The following is an 18,929-nucleotide window of genomic DNA, read 5'->3' on the forward strand; positions in this document are numbered from 1 at the left end:
TTATACCGGCACATCGAAGCCGCGCTCGCCCAGTTTTTCCTTCATGTAGTCGACGAACGACGCAATCCGGGCGGAGAGGGCGGTATTGCGGTAGTAGACGGCATTGATCGGTTGCCGAACCTCCAATGTTTCATCGGCCAGCAACTGGCGCAGCCGACCCTCGCGGCGGTAGGGGTTGCTCAGGAAATCCGACAGGCAGACGATGCCGGCACCGTTCAGGGCCAGGCGCAGCAGCGTTTCTCCACTCGAAGTGTAGATGTGCGGGGTAATGTGCAGCGGTTGGCCATCCGCGTCCTGCAGTGGCCAGTCATTCAGCGATTCGGGCTGGTTGAAACCCAGCAGCGTATGGTGCGCCAGGTCGGCGGCGGCAGCAGGCGCACCATGCCGTTCGATATAGGATGGGCTGGCAAGGATACGCAGGCGCGAGGTGCCGATTGGCGTGGCGTGCAGCGTGGAATCGCGCAGGCGACCAATGCGGAAGGCGACATCGGTACGCTTTTCCATCAAGTCGGTAATGCCTTCGTTGCTGTTCAAGTCCAGTTCGACGCGCGGATAGCGCTCGCGGTAGCCGTTCACCAGGGGTACGATCACGTGCAGCATGAACGGCGTGGACGCATCGATGCGCAGGCGGCCGGCCGGCCCCTGGCGGCGCAGCGACATTTTCTCTTCCGTTTCTTCGACCTTGGCGACGATGCCGCGCGCGCACTCCAGGAATGCCTTGCCTTCCTCGGTCAGTTCGAGGCGGCGGGTGGTGCGGCGGACCAGGGTGGTTTCCAGCTTTTCTTCCAGGCGCGTCAGGGTGCGGCTGGCAGCCGAAACGGTCAGCCCGAGGCGCTCGGCGCCGGCACTGATGGAACCCATGGTCACAATGGCAATGAATGCCTGCATTTCGTCGAGTGTCGTCTTCATCTTTGAATTATATTCAAATATCTTTCGCGGAAACACGGCTTTCTCCGCAAGAGCCCGCCCGGTAGAGTGGCGTCCATTCCCAACAGATGGAGTAAATGGACATGCCACTCGCACTACTTGCCTTGACGATCGCAGCGTTCGCGATCGGCACCACTGAATTCGTTATCGTCGGCCTGATTCCGACCATTGCCGCCGACCTGGGCGTGACGCTGCCGTCGGCTGGACTGCTGGTCAGCCTGTACGCGCTGGCGGTTGCCGTCGGCGCCCCCGTGCTGACCGCGCTGACCGGCAAAGTGCCGCGCCGTCCGCTGCTGGTGGGCCTGATGGTCTTGTTCACTGCCGGGAATGTCGCCGCCTGGCTGGCGCCGGGGTATGGTTCGCTGATACTGGCCCGCATCCTGACCGGGCTGGCGCACGGTGTCTTCTTTTCGGTCGGCTCGGTGATTGCCACCAGCCTGGTGCGCAAGGAAAAGGCCGCCAGCGCCATCGCCACCATGTTTGGCGGCATGACGGTGGCTTTTGTCACCGGCGTCCCGCTTGGCACCTGGATCGGCCAGAACTTCGGCTGGCGCGCCACCTTCCTGGTGGTGGCCGGTTTCGGCCTGGTTGCCTTGGTCGGCGCGCTCCTGTTCGTGCCACGCAATATCAAGAACGCGCCAGCAGCGCCTTTGCTGCGCCAGGCCCGCGTCCTGCTGCAGCCACGCCTGCTGCTGGTGTACGCCATGACGGCCGTTGGTTATGGCGGCTCGCTGATTGCTTTCACCTTCCTGGCCCCGATCCTGCAGGATGTTTCGGGCTTCAAGCCGGCCGCCGTCAGCGTCGTACTGCTCGCCTACGGCATCTCTGTGGCAGTCGGGAATGTCTGGGGCGGCAAGCTGGCCGACCGCGACGGGCCGACCAGCGCTTTGAAGAAGGTCTTCCTCGGCCTGGCCGTGGTACTGGTCGCACTGACATTCACTGCGCCAAATCCGGTCTTCGTCGTGCTCACCGTATTGGCTTGGGGCGCCTTTGCCTTCGGCAGCGTGCCGGCCTTGCAATCGTATGTCGTGCAGCAGGCCCACAGGGTCGCACCCGATGCGGTGGAAGTCGCCGCCGGTTTCAATATTTCCGCATTTAACGTCGGCATCGCCATTGGCGCTTCGCTGGGCGGCCTGGTGGTCAGCCGCCTTGGCCTGATCCACACGCCCTGGATTGCCGGCATCGTCACCCTGGCCGCTGTGGGCCTCACCGCCTGGAGCGGCCGCCTCGATCAACAAAGGAGCATTTGATGACTATCCCATCTTTCGGCGCAGGCACCTTCCGCCTGCAAGGCCAGGCCGCGTTCGACTCAGTGCGCAACGCACTCGAAGTCGGCTACCGTGCCATCGACACTGCCCAGATTTACGGCAATGAGGAGGAAGTCGGCCACGCCGTCGCCGAGTCCGGCGTGCCGCGTCACGAACTGTCGCTGACCACCAAAGTCTGGAACGAAAACTTCGCGGCCGGCCGCCTGATCGCCAGCCTCGAAGAGAGCCTGGCCAAACTGCGCACCGACTATGTCGACCTGGCGCTGATCCATTGGCCGCTCAGCAGCGTACCAGTCGAAGAGTACATGGTCGCCCTGGCAACGGTCCGCGAGCGCGGCCTGGCGCGCCAAATCGGCATTTCGAACTTCAACATCGAATATACCAAGCGCGCCATTGCCGCCATCGGCGCCGCGCAGATCGCCACCAACCAGATTGAACTGAGCCCCTACCTGCAGAACCACAAGCTGGTGGAATTCCTGCGAGGGCAGGGCATCCATATCACGTCCTATATGACGCTCGGCTACGGCCAACTGCTGACGGATCCGGTGATCGGCGCCATCGCGCGGCGGCACCACGCGACGCCAGCGCAAGTGACGCTGGCCTGGGCCATGCAGCTTGGCTACGCCGTCATCCCATCGTCGACCAAGCGTGAAAACCTGGCGAGCAACCTGCTTGCAACCAGTCTGCGCCTCACCGAAGAAGACATGGCCAGCATCGCCGCGCTTGAACGCAACGGCCGTCTCGTCAACCCCGAAGGCCTGGCCCCGGCCTGGGACTAATCAGGAGAACTCCATGCAAGACCCATTGTTTCAAACCCTGCGCCTTGGCGCGCTCGAACTTCCAAACCGCATCGTCATGCCGCCAATGACGCGCTCGCGCAGCACGCAGCCTGGCGATGTGCCCAATACGCTGATGGCTGAATACTATGCACAGCGCGCGAGCGCCGGCCTGATTATCAGCGAAGGCACTTATATTTCGCCTATGGCCAAGGGTTATGCCGGCACGCCCGGCATCCACAGCCCAGAGCAGATCGACGGCTGGCGCAAGGTCACCGATGCCGTACACGCCGCGGGCGGCCGCATCTTCGCGCAGCTGTGGCACGTTGGCCGCCTGAGCCACACGTCCTTGCTGGGGGGCGCCGCGCCGGTATCGTCTTCCGCGATCCAGGCGGAAGGAGTGCGCGTGTTTATCGAAGGCGAGGGCGGTCTGCCCGGCTCCGCACAGGCCTCCGCGCCGCGCGCCCTGGAGACCCACGAGATCAAGGAAATCGTCGAGCAGTACGCCCAGGCGGCACGCAACGCCATGGCGGCCGGTTTCGACGGCGTCGAACTGCATGGTGCCAATGGCTATCTGATAAACCAGTTCCTCGATTCCTTCGCCAACAACCGCAGTGACGAATATAGCAGCACGCTGGAAAACCGCTTGCGCTTCCTCGACGAGGTAGCGCGCGCCCTGGTGGCTGCAACCGGCGATGCCGCGCGGGTCGGCATCCGCCTGGCGCCATTGACCACACTAAACGGCTGCGTCGACGCCAATCCGGAAGAAACCTATACCGCAGCTGCCGCGCGGCTGGCGGAAATCGGCGTCGGCTACATCCACATCGCCGAGGCGGACTGGGACGACGCGCCCTTGATGCCGGTCGCCTTTAAACAGGCCTTGCGTGCCGCCTACCCGGGCGTCATGATCTATGCCGGCAAATACACCGGCGAGCGCGCCCGCGCAGCAATCAGGGAAGGGTGGGCGGACCTGATCGCCATCGGCCGGCCCTTTGTGGCCAACCCCGACCTGCCGCAACGCTTGCGCATCGGCGCACCGCTCAACGAACATGATCGCGAAACACTGTTCGGCGGCGGCGCGCGCGGACTGACCGACTATCCCGCGCTTGCTGCCTAGTCCTGCAAAAAAGCGGATAATAGCGGCCACATCATTTTTTGGCAGTATTGGAATTCCATGGAAATCAAGGTCAACTTTCTCGACAAACTCCGCATCGAGGCGAAGTTTGATGATTTTACGGTCATCGCCGACCAGCCCATCCGCTATAAGGGCGATGGCTCGGCGCCGGGTCCGTTCGACTATTTCCTGGCCTCGTCTGCACTGTGCGCCGCTTATTTTGTGAAGTTGTATTGCAATACCCGCAATATTCCAACCGAAAATATCCGCCTGTCGCAGAACAATATTGTCGATCCTGAGAACCGCTACCAGCAGACTTTCAAGATCCAGGTGGAGCTGCCGGCCGATATTTCCGCCAAAGACCGCGAAGGCATTCTGCGTTCGATCGACCGCTGCACCGTGAAAAAGGTGGTGCAGCAGGGTCCTGAGTTCATCATCGAAGAAGTCGAGAGCATCGATGCCGATGCCCAGGGCCTGCTGGCAGTGGACACAGCGTCGGAAACCCGCACCTATATCCCGGGCAAGGATCTGCCGCTCGAGCAGACCATCGCCAATATGGCGGGCGTGCTGGCCGACCTGGGTATCAAGATTGAAATTGCATCGTGGCGCAATATCGTGCCGAATGTGTGGTCGCTGCATATCCGCGACGCGCATTCGCCGATGTGCTTCACCAACGGCAAAGGCGCGACCAAGGAAAGCGCGCTGGCGTCGGCGCTGGGCGAATACATCGAACGTATCAACTGCAACCACTTCTACGCGGGCGAATACTGGGGCGAAGAAATCGCCAACGCGAAATTCGTGCATTACCCGAACGAACGCTGGTTCAAGCCTGGCAAGAAGGATAAGCTGCCGCCTGAAATCCTCGACGAATACAGCCGCGAAGTCTACGATCCGGATGGCGAGCTGCGTGGCTCGCACCTGATCGACACCAATTCCGGCAACGTGGAACGCGGCATCTGCTCGCTGCCATTCGTGCGCCAGTCCGACGGCGAAACTGTGTACTTCCCATCCAACCTGGTTGAGAACCTGTTCGTCAGCAACGGCATGAGTGCAGGTAACACGCTGGCCGAAGCCCAGGTCCAGTGTTTGTCGGAGATTTTCGAAAGGGCGGTCAAACGCGAAATTCTGGAAGGCGAAATCGCGCTACCGGACGTTCCGCAGGAAGTCCTGGCCAAGTATCCAGGCATTGTGGCCGGCATCAAAGGCCTCGAAGAACAAGGCTTCCCGGTGCTCGTAAAAGATGCATCGCTGGGCGGCAAGTACCCGGTCATGTGCGTGACCCTGATGAATCCCCGCACTGGCGGCGTATTCGCGTCGTTTGGTGCGCATCCGGACTTCCAGGTGGCGCTGGAGCGCAGCCTGACGGAACTCCTGCAAGGCCGCAGCTTCGAAGGCTTGAACGATCTGCCGCCGCCTACGTTCGTCAGCAACGCCGTGACGGAACCCTATAACTTCGTCGAGCACTTTATCGATTCCAGCGGTATCGTTTCCTGGCGCTTCTTCAGCGCCAAGTCCGACTACGAATTCGTGGAATGGGATTTCTCCGGCAAAGGCGAAAATTCGAACGTCCAGGAAGCCGAAGCCTTGTTCGGCATCCTCAAAGAGCTGGGCAAAGAGTCCTACATGGCCGTCTACAACGACCTGGGCGCAACCGCTTGCCGCATCCTGGTGCCGGGCTATTCGGAGATCTATCCGGTCGAAGACCTGATTTGGGATAACACCAATAAGGCGCTGCAGTTCCGTGAAGACATCCTGAACTTGCACCGGTTGGACGACGACCAGCTGGAAGCGCTGCTGGAACGCCTGGAAAACAGTGAGCTGGACGAATACGGCGATATTGCCACGCTAATTGGCATCGAATTCGACGAAAACACCGTGTGGGGCCAGCTGACCGTCCTTGAACTGCGCCTGCTGATCAATCTGGCGCTGAACGAATACGAGGTTGCGCACGAACTGATCGGCGCCTTCCTGCAATATAACGACAATACGGTGGAACGCCGGCTGTTCTACCAGGCACTGGACGCCGTGCTGTCCGTGGCGCTGGATGGCGAGCTCAAAATCGAAGATTACGAGTTCAATTTCCGCCGCATGTTCGGCAACGAGCGCATGGACGCGGTGATTGGCTCAGTCAATGGCAGCGTGCGATTCTATGGCCTGACGCCAACCAGCATGAAGCTGGAAGGCCTGGACCGTCACCACCGCAAGATCGACAGCTACCGCAAATTGCACGCGGCCCGCGCCAGGGCGGCTGACGCTACCTGATCCATCAGGGCTTTGATCTTGCTTTCCGCTTCCGGCTGCAAATTGACGAATTTGCAGCCGAGGTGGATCTGTTCGCCGAGCAGGAAGGAACGGCAGGAACGCGTGCTGCGGATTTCCAGCTCCGCGCTGATGACAGTTTCAGGGCCAAAATCCAGCCGCACATCGACCAGTTTGCGGCCCCTGATCAGGCCTTTGGACAGGTATTTGGAGCAGCGCAGGCCAATTCCGCCGAGCGAGTAGTCATAGACCGGGATCTCATAAGGGATGCCATTCACCACGAACGAGGCCAGGTAGTTCGCGCCGAGCGGGGTCTCCAGGCGTTCGGTTGTACGCCGGTTCAGCACAGCGCAGGTTTCCGGGAAAACCATCGGAATCAGGGTCGGCTTGCCGGACACCGATTTCCATTCAGATTTTTCGAGCCGGAACTGGAGCTTGGCGGAGCGCAGCCAGGCCACAAAAGTGACTTTGCCAGGAGGCAGGGTTGCGCCTTCGTTTAACTCCATGACGAAGTGCGGCAACTCTGGATCGACGGAAAGGATCCGCCCCAGGACGACATCGCGGCTGCCGGTTCCGTACATTGAAATTGCTTCGCCGCTTTCTGCGAGGAGGGTCAGCGTGTCGCCGATCTCATCCTCAGTCGTCATATCGTACGCATTGGCGGTTGCGGGGATTGGGGCAATAGCATCTTGCGCCCGTGGCGGGCCTTTCCGGACCGCGACGGTGGTAAATTCGTTCAGCTGCATAAATTGTGGGTACTCGAGACGTTGTTTGGGTCTGTCCGCGAATCATAGATGAGTGACCTAGAGGTGACAATCTAACTGAAACTAACACTTCGCATAATCTATATTATGTCAAATTAAGGTTGTGTGAATATGGACCCGATTGGGGCCATCCCTGCACTATGAAAAAGTCGCTCCAAATGCCGCTCTAGCCGCTTTTACCTGTGAGTTGCGTTTACGCCACCGTCTCACCACCCCTGTCACGCTTGTCAAAGCCTCGCAGACTTGACCTAGGTCATGCCCAGCGTTTTACCGGAGGCCTAGACTTCTCCTTGACTGAAACCTCGGAGGCTGCCATGGCATTCAAGACGATTGTGGTTCACCTGAACGGTTCGCCCGACACAGCTCGCCGCGTCCGCTTGGCCGCACAACTGGCCACGCAGTTCCGCGGCCGGCTGATCGGCGCTGGGATGACCGGGGTTTCACGCTACCTGACGATGGACTATGCCACGTCAATGGGAGTCAGCATGGCAGCCGAATGCATGGAGGAAGCACGCTTGCAGGCAAAGTCCGCCTTGCACGAGTTCCAGCGGCAATGCGCGGCACTGGGCGTGGCTACCTTTGAGTCGCGCCTGGTCGACGACCTGAGTGCGGATGGCCTTGTGCTGCAATCGCGCTATTGCGACCTGGTGGTGCTTGGGCAGTCCAATCCCGACGAACCGCTGGCCAGGGCTTCCTCGATGCACAACAGATCGGCTGGAGCTTCCGCATGCTGCGTCCGAACACGCAGGTTTGGCGCTACGTGGTGCATAAATACCTGTTCGGCGAGCCTTCCCCTGCCCTGGCGCCGCTGGCCTGGAATGCCGATGGCACGCGGCAGCCGCGCGCCACACAGGCCTTTTGCCTGCGCGAGCTTTACCTGGCCAATAAACTGGCGAAGCCCGATGCGCTCGAACTGCGCGGAGAGAAAATCGACCTGGGACGCATCCGGCAGCCGCTGTACGCGGTGGGCGCGATAGCGGACCACATCACGCCCTGGCGCAGCACCTACCGCAGCGCGGCCCTGGTCGGGGCTCCGGTGCAGTATGTGCTGACGGCTTCCGGCCATATCCTCGGCATCATCAACCCGCCCGGCGGCAGCGCGAAACAGCAGTACTGGTCGGCGCCACTGGTCGCTGGCTGCGATCCCAAAGACTGGCTGGCGATGCACGCGCCCACGCCGGGTTCGTGGTGGCAGGACTGGACGGCATGGCTTTCGGCGCGCTGCGGCCCTATGCGCGCTGCGTCGCCGGAAGCCCACGCGGAATTCCCTTGGCTGTGCGAGGCGCCCGGAAATTACGTGCGTGAGCGCTGAAGCAGACCTTATAATTTCGGCATGAACCCGGAACAAAAACAATTTCGCCGCCGCCTTGCCATGCTTGGCGCTATCGCCCTGATCGGATTTGCCGTCCTTGCCGGCCGCGCTATCTGGCTGCAGGCACTCCAATGACCTTGAAACTCTCGTTGTGGCGCAGGCTGCGGCCTGTGCTGGCTGTTGACGCGCCCTTGGCCGCCATTGTCGGCTTGCTGGTTTGCACCGGCTTGTTCACCTTGTATTCCGCTTCCGCCGATTTCCCCGGACGCTTCGAGCTTCAGCTGCGCAACGTGCTGATGGCGATGCTGCTGATGTGTGGCGCCGCAAACGTTCCGCAGCAATTCCTGATGCGGCACGCGGCCACGCTCTACGCCATCGGCGTGGCTTTATTGCTCGCAGTATTCCTGTTGGGCGTGACCAAGAAGGGTTCTACGCGCTGGCTGCATATTGGCCACGATATCCAGCCTTCGGAAATGATGAAGCTCGCCATGCCGCTTATGCTGGCGTGGTTCTTCCACCGCTACGATAACGTCAAAGGCTGGAAGCTGTTCGTGGTCGCTGCCGTCTTGCTGGCGATTCCGGTCGGCCTGATCGCCAAGCAGCCTGACTTTGGCACCGCGATGCTGGTGCTGGCGGCGGGGTTCTATGTGATCGTGCTGGCAGGCCTGTCCTGGAAAGCACTGGCTGCGCTGGCGGTAGCCGGGCTGGCGGCAACGCCGATCGTCTGGCATATGCTGCATGACTTCCAGCGCCAACGCGTACTGACCTTCCTCGATCCTGCCGCCGACCCGCTGGGCAAGGGCTTCCAAATCAACCAGGCCATGACGGCCATCGGTTCGGGCGGCGTTACGGGCCGTGGCTGGATGGATGGTCCGCAAGGGCATCTGGGCTTCATTCCGGAGCGCTCCACGGACTTTATTTTCTCGGTGTTTGCAGAGGAATTCGGCTTGGTGGGCGGCATTGTGCTGCTGGTGATGTACGCCCTGCTGATCGTGCGCGGCCTGCAGATCTCGGCCGCTGCGGCGACCTTGTTTTCCCGGCTCCTGGGCGGCGCGATCACGATGATTTTCTTTACCTATGCCTTCATCAACATCGGCATGGTCAGCGGCGTGGTTCCAGTGGTCGGCGTGCCGCTGCCATTTTTCAGTTACGGCGGCACTGCGCTTGGCACCCTGGGCTTGGGTTGCGGCATCCTTATGAGCATCCAGCGCAGTTACAAATGTCTCAAATGAGACATGTGGCGCGCGGATGTTACGGCCTTAACGTAAATGTTGTCTAAATGGCGACAGCCATTACCGCCGTCGCCGAATTTGATTGAACTGGCGCCCTCTCCGCAGCAAGATAGACTGCATGGGCCGAGCTAAGGCCCTGTAAAACATTCAATCACCGGACGGAGAGACTATGAACTGGAAACACCTTGGCGGCTTGGCACTGGCAGCTTCCTTCAGCTTTGGCGCCTATGCGGCAGACGGCGTAACCGCCAGCATCAGTATGGACAAGCGCGCACTGGGCCCACGCGACGACGTGGTGGTGCACGTGACCCTGACCAATACTTCGGCAGTGCCGCAATATGTCCTGAAGTGGCATACCCCGTTCGGCGACATCGAAGAATCCCTGTTTGACGTGACCCGTGACGGCGCCAAGGTTGCCTACGAAGGCATGCACGTCAAGCGCGCCGCTCCGACCGCGGCCGACTACTACGTGATCCAGCCGGGCAAATCGCACAAGGTGACGGTGGAACTGTCCCAGATGTATAACATGAGCATCTCGGGCGACTATTCGATCCGCTACAGCACCAAGTCGCCTAAGCTGTTCAGCAATATCGATGCAGCCGGCAAGGCCATGGACAAGAAACAGTCCGACACCCTGCAATCGGAAGCCCTGAACGTGTCGATCGAAGGCACCCTGCCACGCGGCAGCGTCGCCAAGGCGCCGGCACCAACCCCTGGCGCAGCTGGCCTCTCTTTCGCCAAGTGCACCGCATCTCAGCAGGCTGATATCTCCAGCGCGGTGTCGACCGCGCAGGGCATGGCGAACGACGGCAACGCCTACCTGGGCGCCAACAAGACCGGCCAGCGCTACACCAAGTGGTTCGGCTCTTACGACGCGGGCCGCTATGCCACCGTCAAGGCCCACTTCGCCGCGATTAAGGACGCCTTCGACACCAAGCCGATCACCGTCGACTGCGGCTGCAAGAAGACCTACTACGCATACGTGTATCCAACCCAGCCTTACACCATCTATGTGTGCAAGGCTTTCTGGAGCGCGCCAATGTCGGGCACCGACTCCAAAGGCGGCACCCTGGTGCACGAAATGAGCCACTTCAATGTGGTGGCCGGCACGGATGACCATGCATATGGCCAATCGGCTGCCTCCAGCCTGGCGATCAGCAACCCGGCCCAGGCCATCGACAACGCAGACTCGCACGAATATTTCGGCGAGAACACCCCTGCCCTGCAATAAGCCCTAAGCGGCTGCCTGCCGCTCACCTACCGGTATGCTCAAAGCGTACCGGTCCAACGGTGAGCGGCATTTCTTTTCCGTTCAACAGGTAGTGGCCGCGATAGGCGATGGTGTAGCTATGCCGGCCGGGTTTGAAGGCGTAGGCGCGCCCCAGGTCAATGCTGTTGCGCTGGGTCGCACCCGGCGCCATTGTCAGGTAGTCTTCGTCGGTCAGGGGGCCGCGCTTGACCATGATGCCCTGGTACTCAAGCGCTTCGCCGGTGACGGCATCCCGCAGGTCGAACAGCTTGCCGTACATTTCCTCCTCGTCGGCCAATGCATGCAAGGCTTTGACAGCCTTGCCGGTATGGTTGGCCAGCAGAACGCGGGCCACCGGATGGCCGTCCAGGGACTCAACCGACAGTTTAAGCTCCAGCACAGGTGGTTCTCCGGCTTGCGCGGCGCCTGCAAGGAGCAAGGCTGCAAATTTAATGTTCATGTTTGTTCAAGCGCTTCACCCACCACTTCGAGGAAGTCCTGGATATTGAGCGGTTTGGTCAGGTAGCGGAAGAATCCCGCTTCCAAGGCGGCCTGGACGTCGAGCGGCATGGCATTGGCCGACAATGCGATGATCGGGATCTCGCGCGTGACCGGATCCTGGCGCAGCCTGCGCTGCGCTTCGCGGCCGCTGATGCCGGGCAGGTTCATATCCATCAGGATAACGTCAGGACGGAATTCGCGCGCCATCGAGACGCCGGTATTGCCATCGGTCGCCGACAGCAGGTCCAGTTCCAGGTGCAGCTTGACGATTTCCTGCACCAGGCGCAGGTTGGCCGGATTGTCTTCCACGTACAGCAGCACCGGCTTGGCGCGCTGGGCAATGCTGGGCGGCGCCTCGACCGCGGCGTCATACGCTGTGGCCGGCGGCAGCTGCAGCGGGGCGGCTGCCACCATCTCAACGGTAAAGGTACTGCCTTGGCCAACGGAACTGGACACTTCGATAGAGGCCTCCATCAGCTCCGCCAGGCGTTTGCTCAGGACCAGCCCGATGCCGCTGCCTTCTTCCGGCCCGCCTTCCTGGCCGAGCCGGTTAAATGGCTGGAACAGGCCGGCAATTTGTTCGGGACTGAGCCCCGGGCCATCGTCCTTCACCGACAGCCAGGTGCGGCCCGTATCACCCGCGCCGACCTCAACCCAGACTTGCCCGCCCTTGCGGTTGTATTTAACCGCATTCGACAGCAGGTTCAGCACGATCTGGCGCAAACGGATGCGGTCCGCCTTCACGTACAGCCCGCGCGTCTCACCCAGGAAGATGCGGATCGAGCGGGCTTCCGCCATGGCTTCGATCATCTTATTGGCTTCGTGCAGCAGGTCGTCGAGCGAAACTGGCTCCAGCGACAAGGTCACGGCCCCAACCTCGATCTTGGCCAGGTCCAAGGTTTCATTAATCAAATGCAGCAGATGCTGGCCGGCCTGGACGATATTGCCGGCAAAGGCATAGCGCTGTGCCTGCGATAGCGGCAATTTTTCGTTATGTAGCAGCTGGCCAAAGCCGAGGATGGCATTCAGCGGCGTGCGCAGCTCATGCGACATGCTGGCCAGGAAACGGTCCTTGGCCTTGCTGGCCTGCTCCAGTTCCAGCTTTTGCTCGAGCAGCTTGCGTTCGATCTGGCGGCGGCCGCTGATATCGCGGATGGCGCTGGAAACCAGCATTTCATCCTCGGTTTTCAGCGGGCTGAGACTGATCTCGACGGGGAATTCGGTGCCGTCGCGGCGCATCGCATACAGCTCCGTGCCAGCGCCCATGGCGCGTGGCTGGGCCTTCTCGAAAAAGCTGCTGCGCGCGGCGGGGTGGCGGCCGGCAAAACGTGCGGGGATCAGGATTTCGATCGGCTTGCCCAGCAATTCCTGGCGCTGGTAGCCAAACAGCTGCTCGGTCTGTGAGTTGACCAGCACGATTTCGCCCTTGGTATTGACGATCACCATCGGGTCCGGCGCCGATTCCAGCAGGCCGCGGAATTTCTGTTCGGCTTTCTTGCGGTCACCGATATCGCGGATGGCGCTCATGACGATGGCGCCCTCCTCCATCTGGATCATGCTCAGGCTGATCTCGACCGGGAATTCCAGCCCGTCCTTGCGCAGGCCGTACAGCTCGAGCCCGGCGCCCATGGTGCGGGTGCGCGGCTGGACGAAATACTGGGCGCGGTGCGACACGTGGCCGCCCCGGAAGCGGTTCGGCAGCAGCACTTCGACCGGCTTGCCGAGCAGTTCGCGCGGCGCGAAGCCGAACAGGCGCTCGGCCTGGCTGTTGACCAGCACAATGCGACCGGTGGAGTTGGCCATGACAATGGCGTCCGGCATCGACTCCAGCAAGCCGCGGTAGCGCGATTCGACATTGCGCGCGTCGCGCAGCGCCTTGGCGTCCGTGATGTCGTTCTGGCAGTGGATGATGTACTGGATCTCGCCCTGGGGCGTGTAGACCGCGCGGCAGGCGGCGCCGACGTAGACCGCCTGGCCATCCTTGCGGCGGCGCAGGTACTCGAGATCGGCGCCGAACTCCTGTTTCACCGGGTGGCCTGGCATGCCGATCAGTTCGGCAAGCTTGTTGCCGCGCGCTTCGTCGCCGGAATAGCCATAAATCTCGGTCGCACCCTTGGTCCAGAACAGGACGGTGTCGTGTGCATCGGTCGCGATGATGCCGCCCGGAGCTTCCTCCAGGATGAACTGGCCCAAGTCGGTTTGCATAGGCAATGAATTTTAGTAAGAAAGTCACCAATGTTTCACGGACGCAGCGAAACCCATTGTAAGCCAAAACAGCATAAAAAAAACCGCCTGCCCTTGCGGGCGAGGCGGTCGATGGCGCGGGGGTGCGCTCTTAATTACCAGGAGGCTTTCAAGGTGTAAGTACCGTTGGTGGCGCCGGTGCCGCCAGCGTAGTAGAACACCTTGGCGTACCACGTTACAGCAGTCGAGCCAGTGTTGGCGCGCGTTACGGTATCGGCCTGGCCGGTGCCCTTGACGCTCGATGCCAGTTCGGTGCCGGCGCTGTTGTACAGCTTCAGGTCGTAGTCCGAGGTGGCGTTCGGGGTCATGACGGCGGTCAGGGTCTTGCCAGCTGGCACAGTGATCGCAATATAGTCAGCATCGGTGCTGGAGCCCATGTTGCCGTTGACGGTGGTGCCGGTCTGGGTCACAGGGTTCGCGGTGGCGATGGTGTTATTGCTTTCGGTCTCGTTGATGGTCGGGCCAGGCGGCACCACCGCGGTCAGGATGTTCTGTGCTTCAAACTTGGCCTGGAAGGTGTTGGCGTAGGTCAGGTCTGAAGGGTACAGGTTCTTGGCGGCGTTGACGATGGCGGTTGCCATGGCCGGCATCTTGATGTTCGAACCGAGGCCGAAGTGCGCTTCCAGGATGATCTTGTCGATGTTGGCACGCGGCTTGCCGGCGGCAATCAGCGACACCATCGATTGGTACAGCGGCGCCGACCACAGCTCGTCGGACTGGAAGGTCACGCCATTTTCGGTTACCGACTGGTGTGCGCCGTAAGTCTTGGTGCTGTTGTACTTTGCATCCGTGCGGTTCAGCATACGGCCGGCCCAGCACGAACCGTGGCCGTCCCAGCTGAAGGCCCACTCAGGGTGGTAGGTCTTGCCGTTCGGGGTGCTGTAGGAGTAGGAAGCAGCCCAGTAATCGCCGAAGCCTTCGCCCATGGCGCCGGTGTCGCCGCCGGTCCAGTTGGCGTTGATGTTGCGCTGGATGCCGTGGCCGTATTCGTGCAGGATGACGTCCGCGTCTTCGCTGTCGTTCACACAGCCGTGGCCGAAGGCCAGGTAGTCGGTGGCGCCGCTGTAGCTGTAGTGGGAGTTATCGTCACCGTTCAGGCCGTCGGTGTCGACGTCGAAGGAGCGTTCGATGATGCCCTTGGTGCCGGTGAAGCCCAGCGATTGCATGTAGCGCTGGTTCTGGTCCAGGTGGAAGTAGACGTTGGTGTCGTCGAAGGCATTGTTGCCGCGCTTGGCAGTCCACACGCCATTGGTGGTGGTGCTTGGCGCGGTGTTAGGGGCTTCGATGTTCTTGATGTTGACGTACGGTCCGGTCAGCTTGTAGACGCCGGAGGTCACGGTCAGGTCGCGCAGGGTCTTGGTCGAGTACGCGGCGTCGAAGGCGGAAGCGGCCGAGGTATCGGTCAGCGCATCGCTGTTCAGTGCGGTACGTGGATCCGGATCGAAGGCATAGCCGGAGCCATTGATGCCGGATGCGGCAACCGCGGCGGTGGTCACGGTGCCGCCGGTGCTCTTGCTGGTGTTGCCGGCGGTGTCCTTGCCGGCATCCTTGGCGGCCTTGATGGCGGCCTTCATGTCCAGCATCTGGCCCGGTGCGGCATTGCGCGCCGCGATCGAGCGTTCGCCGCCCTTGTTGGTGCGTGGCAGCGAAGTGGTATAGGAGTCGAGCAGTTCGCCGTTGTGGGCGTTCAGGTACTGGACGAAACCGCCGGTTGGCATTTCAGCTTCGATGCTGACCTTGCGCGCCAGCTGCACGCCGTCCTTGGTCGGCATCCAGACCAGGGCGGTCGAAGGCACGCTGACCAGGTTGTGCTGGACCTTCATGTTCTTCCAGCCTTTGTCCAGCGCTTCGTCTTCGCTGATCTGGGCTTTGTTGTACATCTGGTTCACCGCATCGGCGTCCATCTTGGCGGAGATATGGCGGCTTTCGTTGAAGATCTTTTGCAGCTCGCCGTTGTTGCCTATCGAGACAACGATCTCGGCACGGTCCACCGGCAGGCCGCGCAGCATTTGCTGGTAGTGGTAGTGCTTGCCGGTCAGGGATTCCTTGACCGACACCAGCACCAGGTTGTTCAGGTTGGCTGGCAGGCCGAAACGGGCAGCGTTGGCCTTCAGCGCGGCTTCTGCGGAAGCGGCCTTGGTGTTGCTGAAGATGGTCAGGTTGTCGACGGTTTTTTCACCGGCTTGTGCCAGGCTGGCGCAGGCCAGCATGACGAGGGAGGCGATGGTGGTACGGGTTGTGTTGCGCATGTTGTCTGTCTCTCCTGAAGCAGATTTAAGGTTATTTTTGGTATGCACTTTCAGGCCCCGCCGGGCCGGTACTCAACAGCGTGAGGGCCGAGTATAACTACTAAAAGATCGTTAACTTGATGGGAACATTGCTTAAAATAGTAAAACTGTCGCATTTGAATCAAGTCAAGACCGCACGCGCAACGTTAGAGGGAGGCCTCAGTGAAATTTAACATTTTGTTATTTTTTTCATGCCTGCTGCTGGCCGGCGCGGCACGGGCGATTCCGGATCTGGAACCCGACGTCACGGCCCAGGTGATCGACATGCTGGACGACCTGGCCGACGGTAAGCCGGCACAGGAGCGTTTCACGGAAAAAGGCGCCAGCTACCTGTCCGTACCCGGGCTATCGGCGGCCCTGCAGGGTTGCAGCCGGCCCTTCGCGCTGGAGCTGTTATCGCGCAATGTCAATGGCGAGGACCGCATGTATGTATACCGCGCCAAATGCAAGCCGAAAGCCCTGCGTATCGCAGTCGATTTCAACAAGGCAGCACGTATTAACCGGCTGGAAATTGCGGCCGAGCGCTAGGTTCACGCGGCGCTGGACTTGGTCTTTGGTGTGTGGTCAGATATACATTAATCAGCCAGGAGAAGAGCATGGACGTCATTACGACAGCGGTGACGGCAGGTGCCGGCGAGGGCGGCATCAGTGCTGCCTACCAGATGCTGAAATCGCGCCTCTCGGCACAGTCTGCTACCGTTGCCGATGCCATGGCGGATGTGGAAGAGGATCCCGGTTCGCGCTCGCGCCAGTTCGCCCTGTCGGATGCCCTGGCAGCGGCCGGTCTGGCCGGCGACCGCTACCTGCGCGCCGCCGCCCGCAACCTGATTGACGAGGTCGACCGGCGCCGCTCGGCCAAGACTTCCGTGCAAGCCAATGCTGCCGGTGTGCCGAACTATGCGGTGATGCGGCTATTCTTTGCTACCGACCGCGAGCTGAGCGGCGACCGCCACCCTGCCCGCCTGTTTGGCAATGCCCGCGGCCCGCTACGCTACGGCAGCTGCGAAGTCAGCATTCCGCGCGACCACCGCATGGGCGAACTGGAAACGCCAAGCCTGCTGCGCCTCGAATTCCGCCAGGATCCGGAACAGCATGTGGTCCTGCTGACGGCCGAGCCGAGCGAACGTGAAACCTGCATGGCTGAGCTGAAACAGTCGATTGCCGCCAGCGGCAGCCGCAGCGCCCTGCTGTTCATCCACGGTTTCCGCACCACCTTTGAAGATGCCGCGCGGCGTACCGGCCAGCTGGCTTACGACCTGGGCTTCCAGGGAACACCGGTTTTTTACAGCTGGCCCTCGCAAGGCAAGCTGTCAGGATATATAGTGGATGAAGCCAATGTGGAATGGACGCAGGCGGACCTGGCTGCATTCCTGTCCGACTTCCTGCAGCAGTCGGAAGCCGCGCATGTCTACCTGCTGGCGCACAGCATGGGTAACCGGGCATTAGCCAAGGCGACGGCCAGCGTGATTGCCGCACAGCCGGAGCTGGCGGGACGCATCCGCGAAGTCATCCTCGCCGCACCGGATATCGATGCCGACGTTTTCCGCCAGCAGTTGCTGCCAGCCTTGGCGGCGGTGCCCAACCCATTGACGCTGTATGCTTCCTCCGAGGATAGTGGCCTGCGCACTGCCAAAGCGATTCACGGTTACGCGCGCGCCGGCGAAAGCGGCGCCGGCCTGATAGTGGCAAAGGGCGTCGAAACTATTGACGCCAGCGGTGTGGACACGGGTTTCATCCGCCACGCCTATTTCGCCGAGCAGCGCTCGGCTTTGAGCGATATGTATTATCTGGTGCAAAAGCAGGCGCGCGCCGCTGATCGGTTCGGTTTGCGGGCGGTCGATAGCGCCACCGGACGTTACTGGACGTTCCGCGAATAATAAGGAGACCCGTTCCATGAGTTACGCAAGTGCGCCCGACGAGGCAGTGTTTTGCGTCGAAAAACTGCTGGAATATATGGGCAACGACGAAAAGGCCGTCAAAACGGTGGTCAAGATCGTGCGCGACGGTATCGGCCCGGGCGTGGAGCCGCTGAATATGGCTGGCGAAGCCATCCGTGACGCCAAACTGATGGAAGCCCGCCGCATCCTGCATAACTTGCGGGGTACGATCGGCAACTTGGGGGCCAAGCGCTTCGTCGCCGCTTCACTGGCCCTGGAACTGGCCCTGCAAGAGGGCCGGATCATGGAAATTCCCCTCCTGTTCACCGCACTCGAAGGTGAGCTGAAGCTAGTGCATGACCATGCCGGGGCCTGGCTGGACCAGCATAGCGGACGTGCGGTTGCCCGCTAACGATTGGTTACATCTGTTACCCCAGCGGTTTTGATGCGGCGCAACACCCGCATGCTATGATCGGCAACAATTTAGCTTTCAGGCAGTCTTGCAAAGCGTGCGCTTTGCTTGCCCGGGAATCCCTAGAATAAGGCAAGTTGATCCGGGATTTGATTGTGGGCAACTTATTGATATAATGCCATCCTTCGGGGAAAAATAAGAAAATATGGAAATTTTCAACAAGGCGGGAGTTATCGTTACGTCCACCTTGGTCATGGTCGGCATGTTGATTGCCTGTCAGGTCAAGGAAGGTGTCGAGCCGCCTGCCCCTGTCATTGAAGCCGTCGCCAAGAAGCTTGGTGAACACGGCGGTGCAGCTGCGGAACGCCGCCTGCGCGAATGGACCGAACAGGGTTCCGTCGTGGCAGCGCGCGAACTGGGCCTGCTGTACAGCCTGGACGCCAACAAGCGTCCGGAAGCCTTGCGCCTGCTGGAAAAAGCGGCACGCGGCGGCGATACGGTATCGGCGGATTATCTGACCAGCCGCTATCGTGCCAATTCCACCGTCGCCAATAGCGCCGGCGAAGGAAGCTGGCCGCTGTACATGCAAATGGCCACGCCGCGTCACACCAAGTAACTCCCCTCCTCCCGGATCGCGCAAAGTTTGAGCGCGATCAACAAGCATCCCTGACAGCTCCCTACGCTGGAACCTTCACCAGCCTGGGAG

At 61.0% G+C, this 18,929-nt stretch carries 16 protein-coding genes; 11 read left to right on the plus strand and 5 right to left on the minus strand.

The genetic code is table 11. The annotated features are described in order from the left end of the window. Positions 1-909 (minus strand): LysR family transcriptional regulator, encoded by a 909-nt coding sequence (locus AAHE99_RS10095; protein ID WP_342116932.1) that lies wholly within the window; start codon positions 907-909, stop codon positions 1-3. Between the two features lie 101 nt (positions 910-1,010). Here AAHE99_RS10095 and AAHE99_RS10100 point away from each other — a divergent pair, with 101 nt between their 5' ends. Genes AAHE99_RS10100 through AAHE99_RS10115 form a run of 4 tightly spaced genes read left to right on the plus strand, consistent with a single transcriptional unit; the run spans position 1,011 to position 6,347 of the window. Beyond that, a complete protein-coding gene (locus AAHE99_RS10100; protein ID WP_342116986.1) occupies positions 1,011-2,177 on the plus strand; it encodes an MFS transporter in 1,167 nt (388 codons plus the stop codon). After that, positions 2,174-2,974: a 2,5-didehydrogluconate reductase DkgB gene (gene dkgB / locus AAHE99_RS10105; protein WP_342116933.1), complete on the plus strand. Its 801-nt coding sequence runs from the start codon at positions 2,174-2,176 to the stop codon at positions 2,972-2,974. The genes AAHE99_RS10100 and dkgB overlap by 4 nt, the downstream gene beginning before the upstream one ends. Before the next feature lie 13 nt (positions 2,975-2,987). Further along, complete coding sequence (locus tag AAHE99_RS10110) at positions 2,988-4,088, plus strand: alkene reductase (RefSeq protein WP_342116934.1); 1,101 nt, start codon at positions 2,988-2,990, stop codon at positions 4,086-4,088. A gap of 57 nt (positions 4,089-4,145) precedes the next feature. Next, positions 4,146-6,347, plus strand: coding sequence for an OsmC domain/YcaO domain-containing protein (locus tag AAHE99_RS10115; protein ID WP_342116935.1), 2,202 nt, complete (start codon positions 4,146-4,148; stop codon positions 6,345-6,347). Here the strand turns inward: AAHE99_RS10115 and AAHE99_RS10120 are convergent. Further along, positions 6,299-7,090 carry a flagellar brake protein gene (locus tag AAHE99_RS10120; protein WP_342116936.1) on the minus strand — a complete coding sequence of 264 codons (792 nt, stop codon included), beginning with the start codon at positions 7,088-7,090 and terminating at the stop codon, positions 6,299-6,301. The two genes, AAHE99_RS10115 and AAHE99_RS10120, sit on opposite strands and share 49 nt — an antisense overlap. A gap of 745 nt (positions 7,091-7,835) precedes the next feature. On the opposite strand from AAHE99_RS10120, the gene AAHE99_RS10125 reads away from it, so the two are divergent. The 3 genes from AAHE99_RS10125 (at position 7,836) to AAHE99_RS10135 (ending at position 10,883) form a co-directional block, all read left to right on the plus strand. Then, positions 7,836-8,420: a hypothetical protein gene (locus tag AAHE99_RS10125; RefSeq protein ID WP_342116937.1), complete on the plus strand. Its 585-nt coding sequence runs from the start codon at positions 7,836-7,838 to the stop codon at positions 8,418-8,420. Between the two features lie 131 nt (positions 8,421-8,551). Next, positions 8,552-9,652: a rod shape-determining protein RodA gene (rodA, locus tag AAHE99_RS10130; RefSeq protein ID WP_342116938.1), complete on the plus strand. Its 1,101-nt coding sequence runs from the start codon at positions 8,552-8,554 to the stop codon at positions 9,650-9,652. A 169-nt stretch (positions 9,653-9,821) separates the two neighbouring features. Then, positions 9,822-10,883 (plus strand): M35 family metallo-endopeptidase, encoded by a 1,062-nt coding sequence (locus AAHE99_RS10135; RefSeq protein ID WP_342116939.1) that lies wholly within the window; start codon positions 9,822-9,824, stop codon positions 10,881-10,883. Between the two features lie 22 nt (positions 10,884-10,905). On the opposite strand, the gene AAHE99_RS10140 is transcribed toward AAHE99_RS10135, so the two are convergent. The 3 genes from AAHE99_RS10140 to AAHE99_RS10150 form a co-directional block, all read right to left on the minus strand. Then, complete coding sequence (locus AAHE99_RS10140) at positions 10,906-11,361, minus strand: hypothetical protein (RefSeq protein ID WP_342116940.1); 456 nt, start codon at positions 11,359-11,361, stop codon at positions 10,906-10,908. Continuing rightward, positions 11,358-13,607 (minus strand): PAS domain S-box protein, encoded by a 2,250-nt coding sequence (locus AAHE99_RS10145; protein WP_342116941.1) that lies wholly within the window; start codon positions 13,605-13,607, stop codon positions 11,358-11,360. Before AAHE99_RS10145 ends, AAHE99_RS10140 begins: the two co-directional genes overlap by 4 nt. A gap of 134 nt (positions 13,608-13,741) precedes the next feature. Next, positions 13,742-15,895 carry a hypothetical protein gene (locus AAHE99_RS10150; protein ID WP_342116942.1) on the minus strand — a complete coding sequence of 718 codons (2,154 nt, stop codon included), beginning with the start codon at positions 15,893-15,895 and terminating at the stop codon, positions 13,742-13,744. Positions 15,896-16,096: 201 nt separating this feature from the next. Here AAHE99_RS10150 and AAHE99_RS10155 point away from each other — a divergent pair, with 201 nt between their 5' ends. From AAHE99_RS10155 to AAHE99_RS10170, 4 genes are all read left to right on the plus strand, one after another. After that, complete coding sequence (locus AAHE99_RS10155; protein ID WP_342116944.1) at positions 16,097-16,462, plus strand: hypothetical protein; 366 nt, start codon at positions 16,097-16,099, stop codon at positions 16,460-16,462. Between the two features lie 68 nt (positions 16,463-16,530). Then, positions 16,531-17,811 (plus strand): alpha/beta hydrolase, encoded by a 1,281-nt coding sequence (locus tag AAHE99_RS10160; protein WP_342116946.1) that lies wholly within the window; start codon positions 16,531-16,533, stop codon positions 17,809-17,811. 16 nt (positions 17,812-17,827) lie between these two features. Further along, positions 17,828-18,223: an Hpt domain-containing protein gene (locus tag AAHE99_RS10165; protein WP_342116947.1), complete on the plus strand. Its 396-nt coding sequence runs from the start codon at positions 17,828-17,830 to the stop codon at positions 18,221-18,223. Positions 18,224-18,428: 205 nt separating this feature from the next. Beyond that, positions 18,429-18,839: a hypothetical protein gene (locus AAHE99_RS10170; protein ID WP_342116948.1), complete on the plus strand. Its 411-nt coding sequence runs from the start codon at positions 18,429-18,431 to the stop codon at positions 18,837-18,839. The last annotated feature ends 90 nt before the right edge of the window (positions 18,840-18,929 follow it).

Origin of the sequence: Pseudoduganella sp. OTU4001 (genome assembly GCF_038440195.1) — a bacterium.
Lineage (GTDB): Bacteria > Pseudomonadota > Gammaproteobacteria > Burkholderiales > Burkholderiaceae_D > Rugamonas.

Coding starts and splice junctions, on each gene's coding strand:
- AAHE99_RS10095 (WP_342116932.1), bottom strand. CDS start 909: ATGAAGACGACACTCGACGAAATGCAGGCATTCATTGCCATTGTGACC.
- AAHE99_RS10100 (WP_342116986.1), top strand. CDS start 1,011: ATGCCACTCGCACTACTTGCCTTGACGATCGCAGCGTTCGCGATCGGC.
- AAHE99_RS10110 (WP_342116934.1), top strand. CDS start 2,988: ATGCAAGACCCATTGTTTCAAACCCTGCGCCTTGGCGCGCTCGAACTT.
- AAHE99_RS10115 (WP_342116935.1), top strand. CDS start 4,146: ATGGAAATCAAGGTCAACTTTCTCGACAAACTCCGCATCGAGGCGAAG.
- AAHE99_RS10120 (WP_342116936.1), bottom strand. CDS start 7,090: ATGCAGCTGAACGAATTTACCACCGTCGCGGTCCGGAAAGGCCCGCCA.
- AAHE99_RS10125 (WP_342116937.1), top strand. CDS start 7,836: ATGCTGCGTCCGAACACGCAGGTTTGGCGCTACGTGGTGCATAAATAC.
- rodA (WP_342116938.1), top strand. CDS start 8,552: ATGACCTTGAAACTCTCGTTGTGGCGCAGGCTGCGGCCTGTGCTGGCT.
- AAHE99_RS10135 (WP_342116939.1), top strand. CDS start 9,822: ATGAACTGGAAACACCTTGGCGGCTTGGCACTGGCAGCTTCCTTCAGC.
- AAHE99_RS10140 (WP_342116940.1), bottom strand. CDS start 11,361: ATGAACATTAAATTTGCAGCCTTGCTCCTTGCAGGCGCCGCGCAAGCC.
- AAHE99_RS10145 (WP_342116941.1), bottom strand. CDS start 13,607: ATGCAAACCGACTTGGGCCAGTTCATCCTGGAGGAAGCTCCGGGCGGC.
- AAHE99_RS10150 (WP_342116942.1), bottom strand. CDS start 15,895: ATGCGCAACACAACCCGTACCACCATCGCCTCCCTCGTCATGCTGGCC.
- AAHE99_RS10160 (WP_342116946.1), top strand. CDS start 16,531: ATGGACGTCATTACGACAGCGGTGACGGCAGGTGCCGGCGAGGGCGGC.
- AAHE99_RS10165 (WP_342116947.1), top strand. CDS start 17,828: ATGAGTTACGCAAGTGCGCCCGACGAGGCAGTGTTTTGCGTCGAAAAA.
- AAHE99_RS10170 (WP_342116948.1), top strand. CDS start 18,429: ATGGAAATTTTCAACAAGGCGGGAGTTATCGTTACGTCCACCTTGGTC.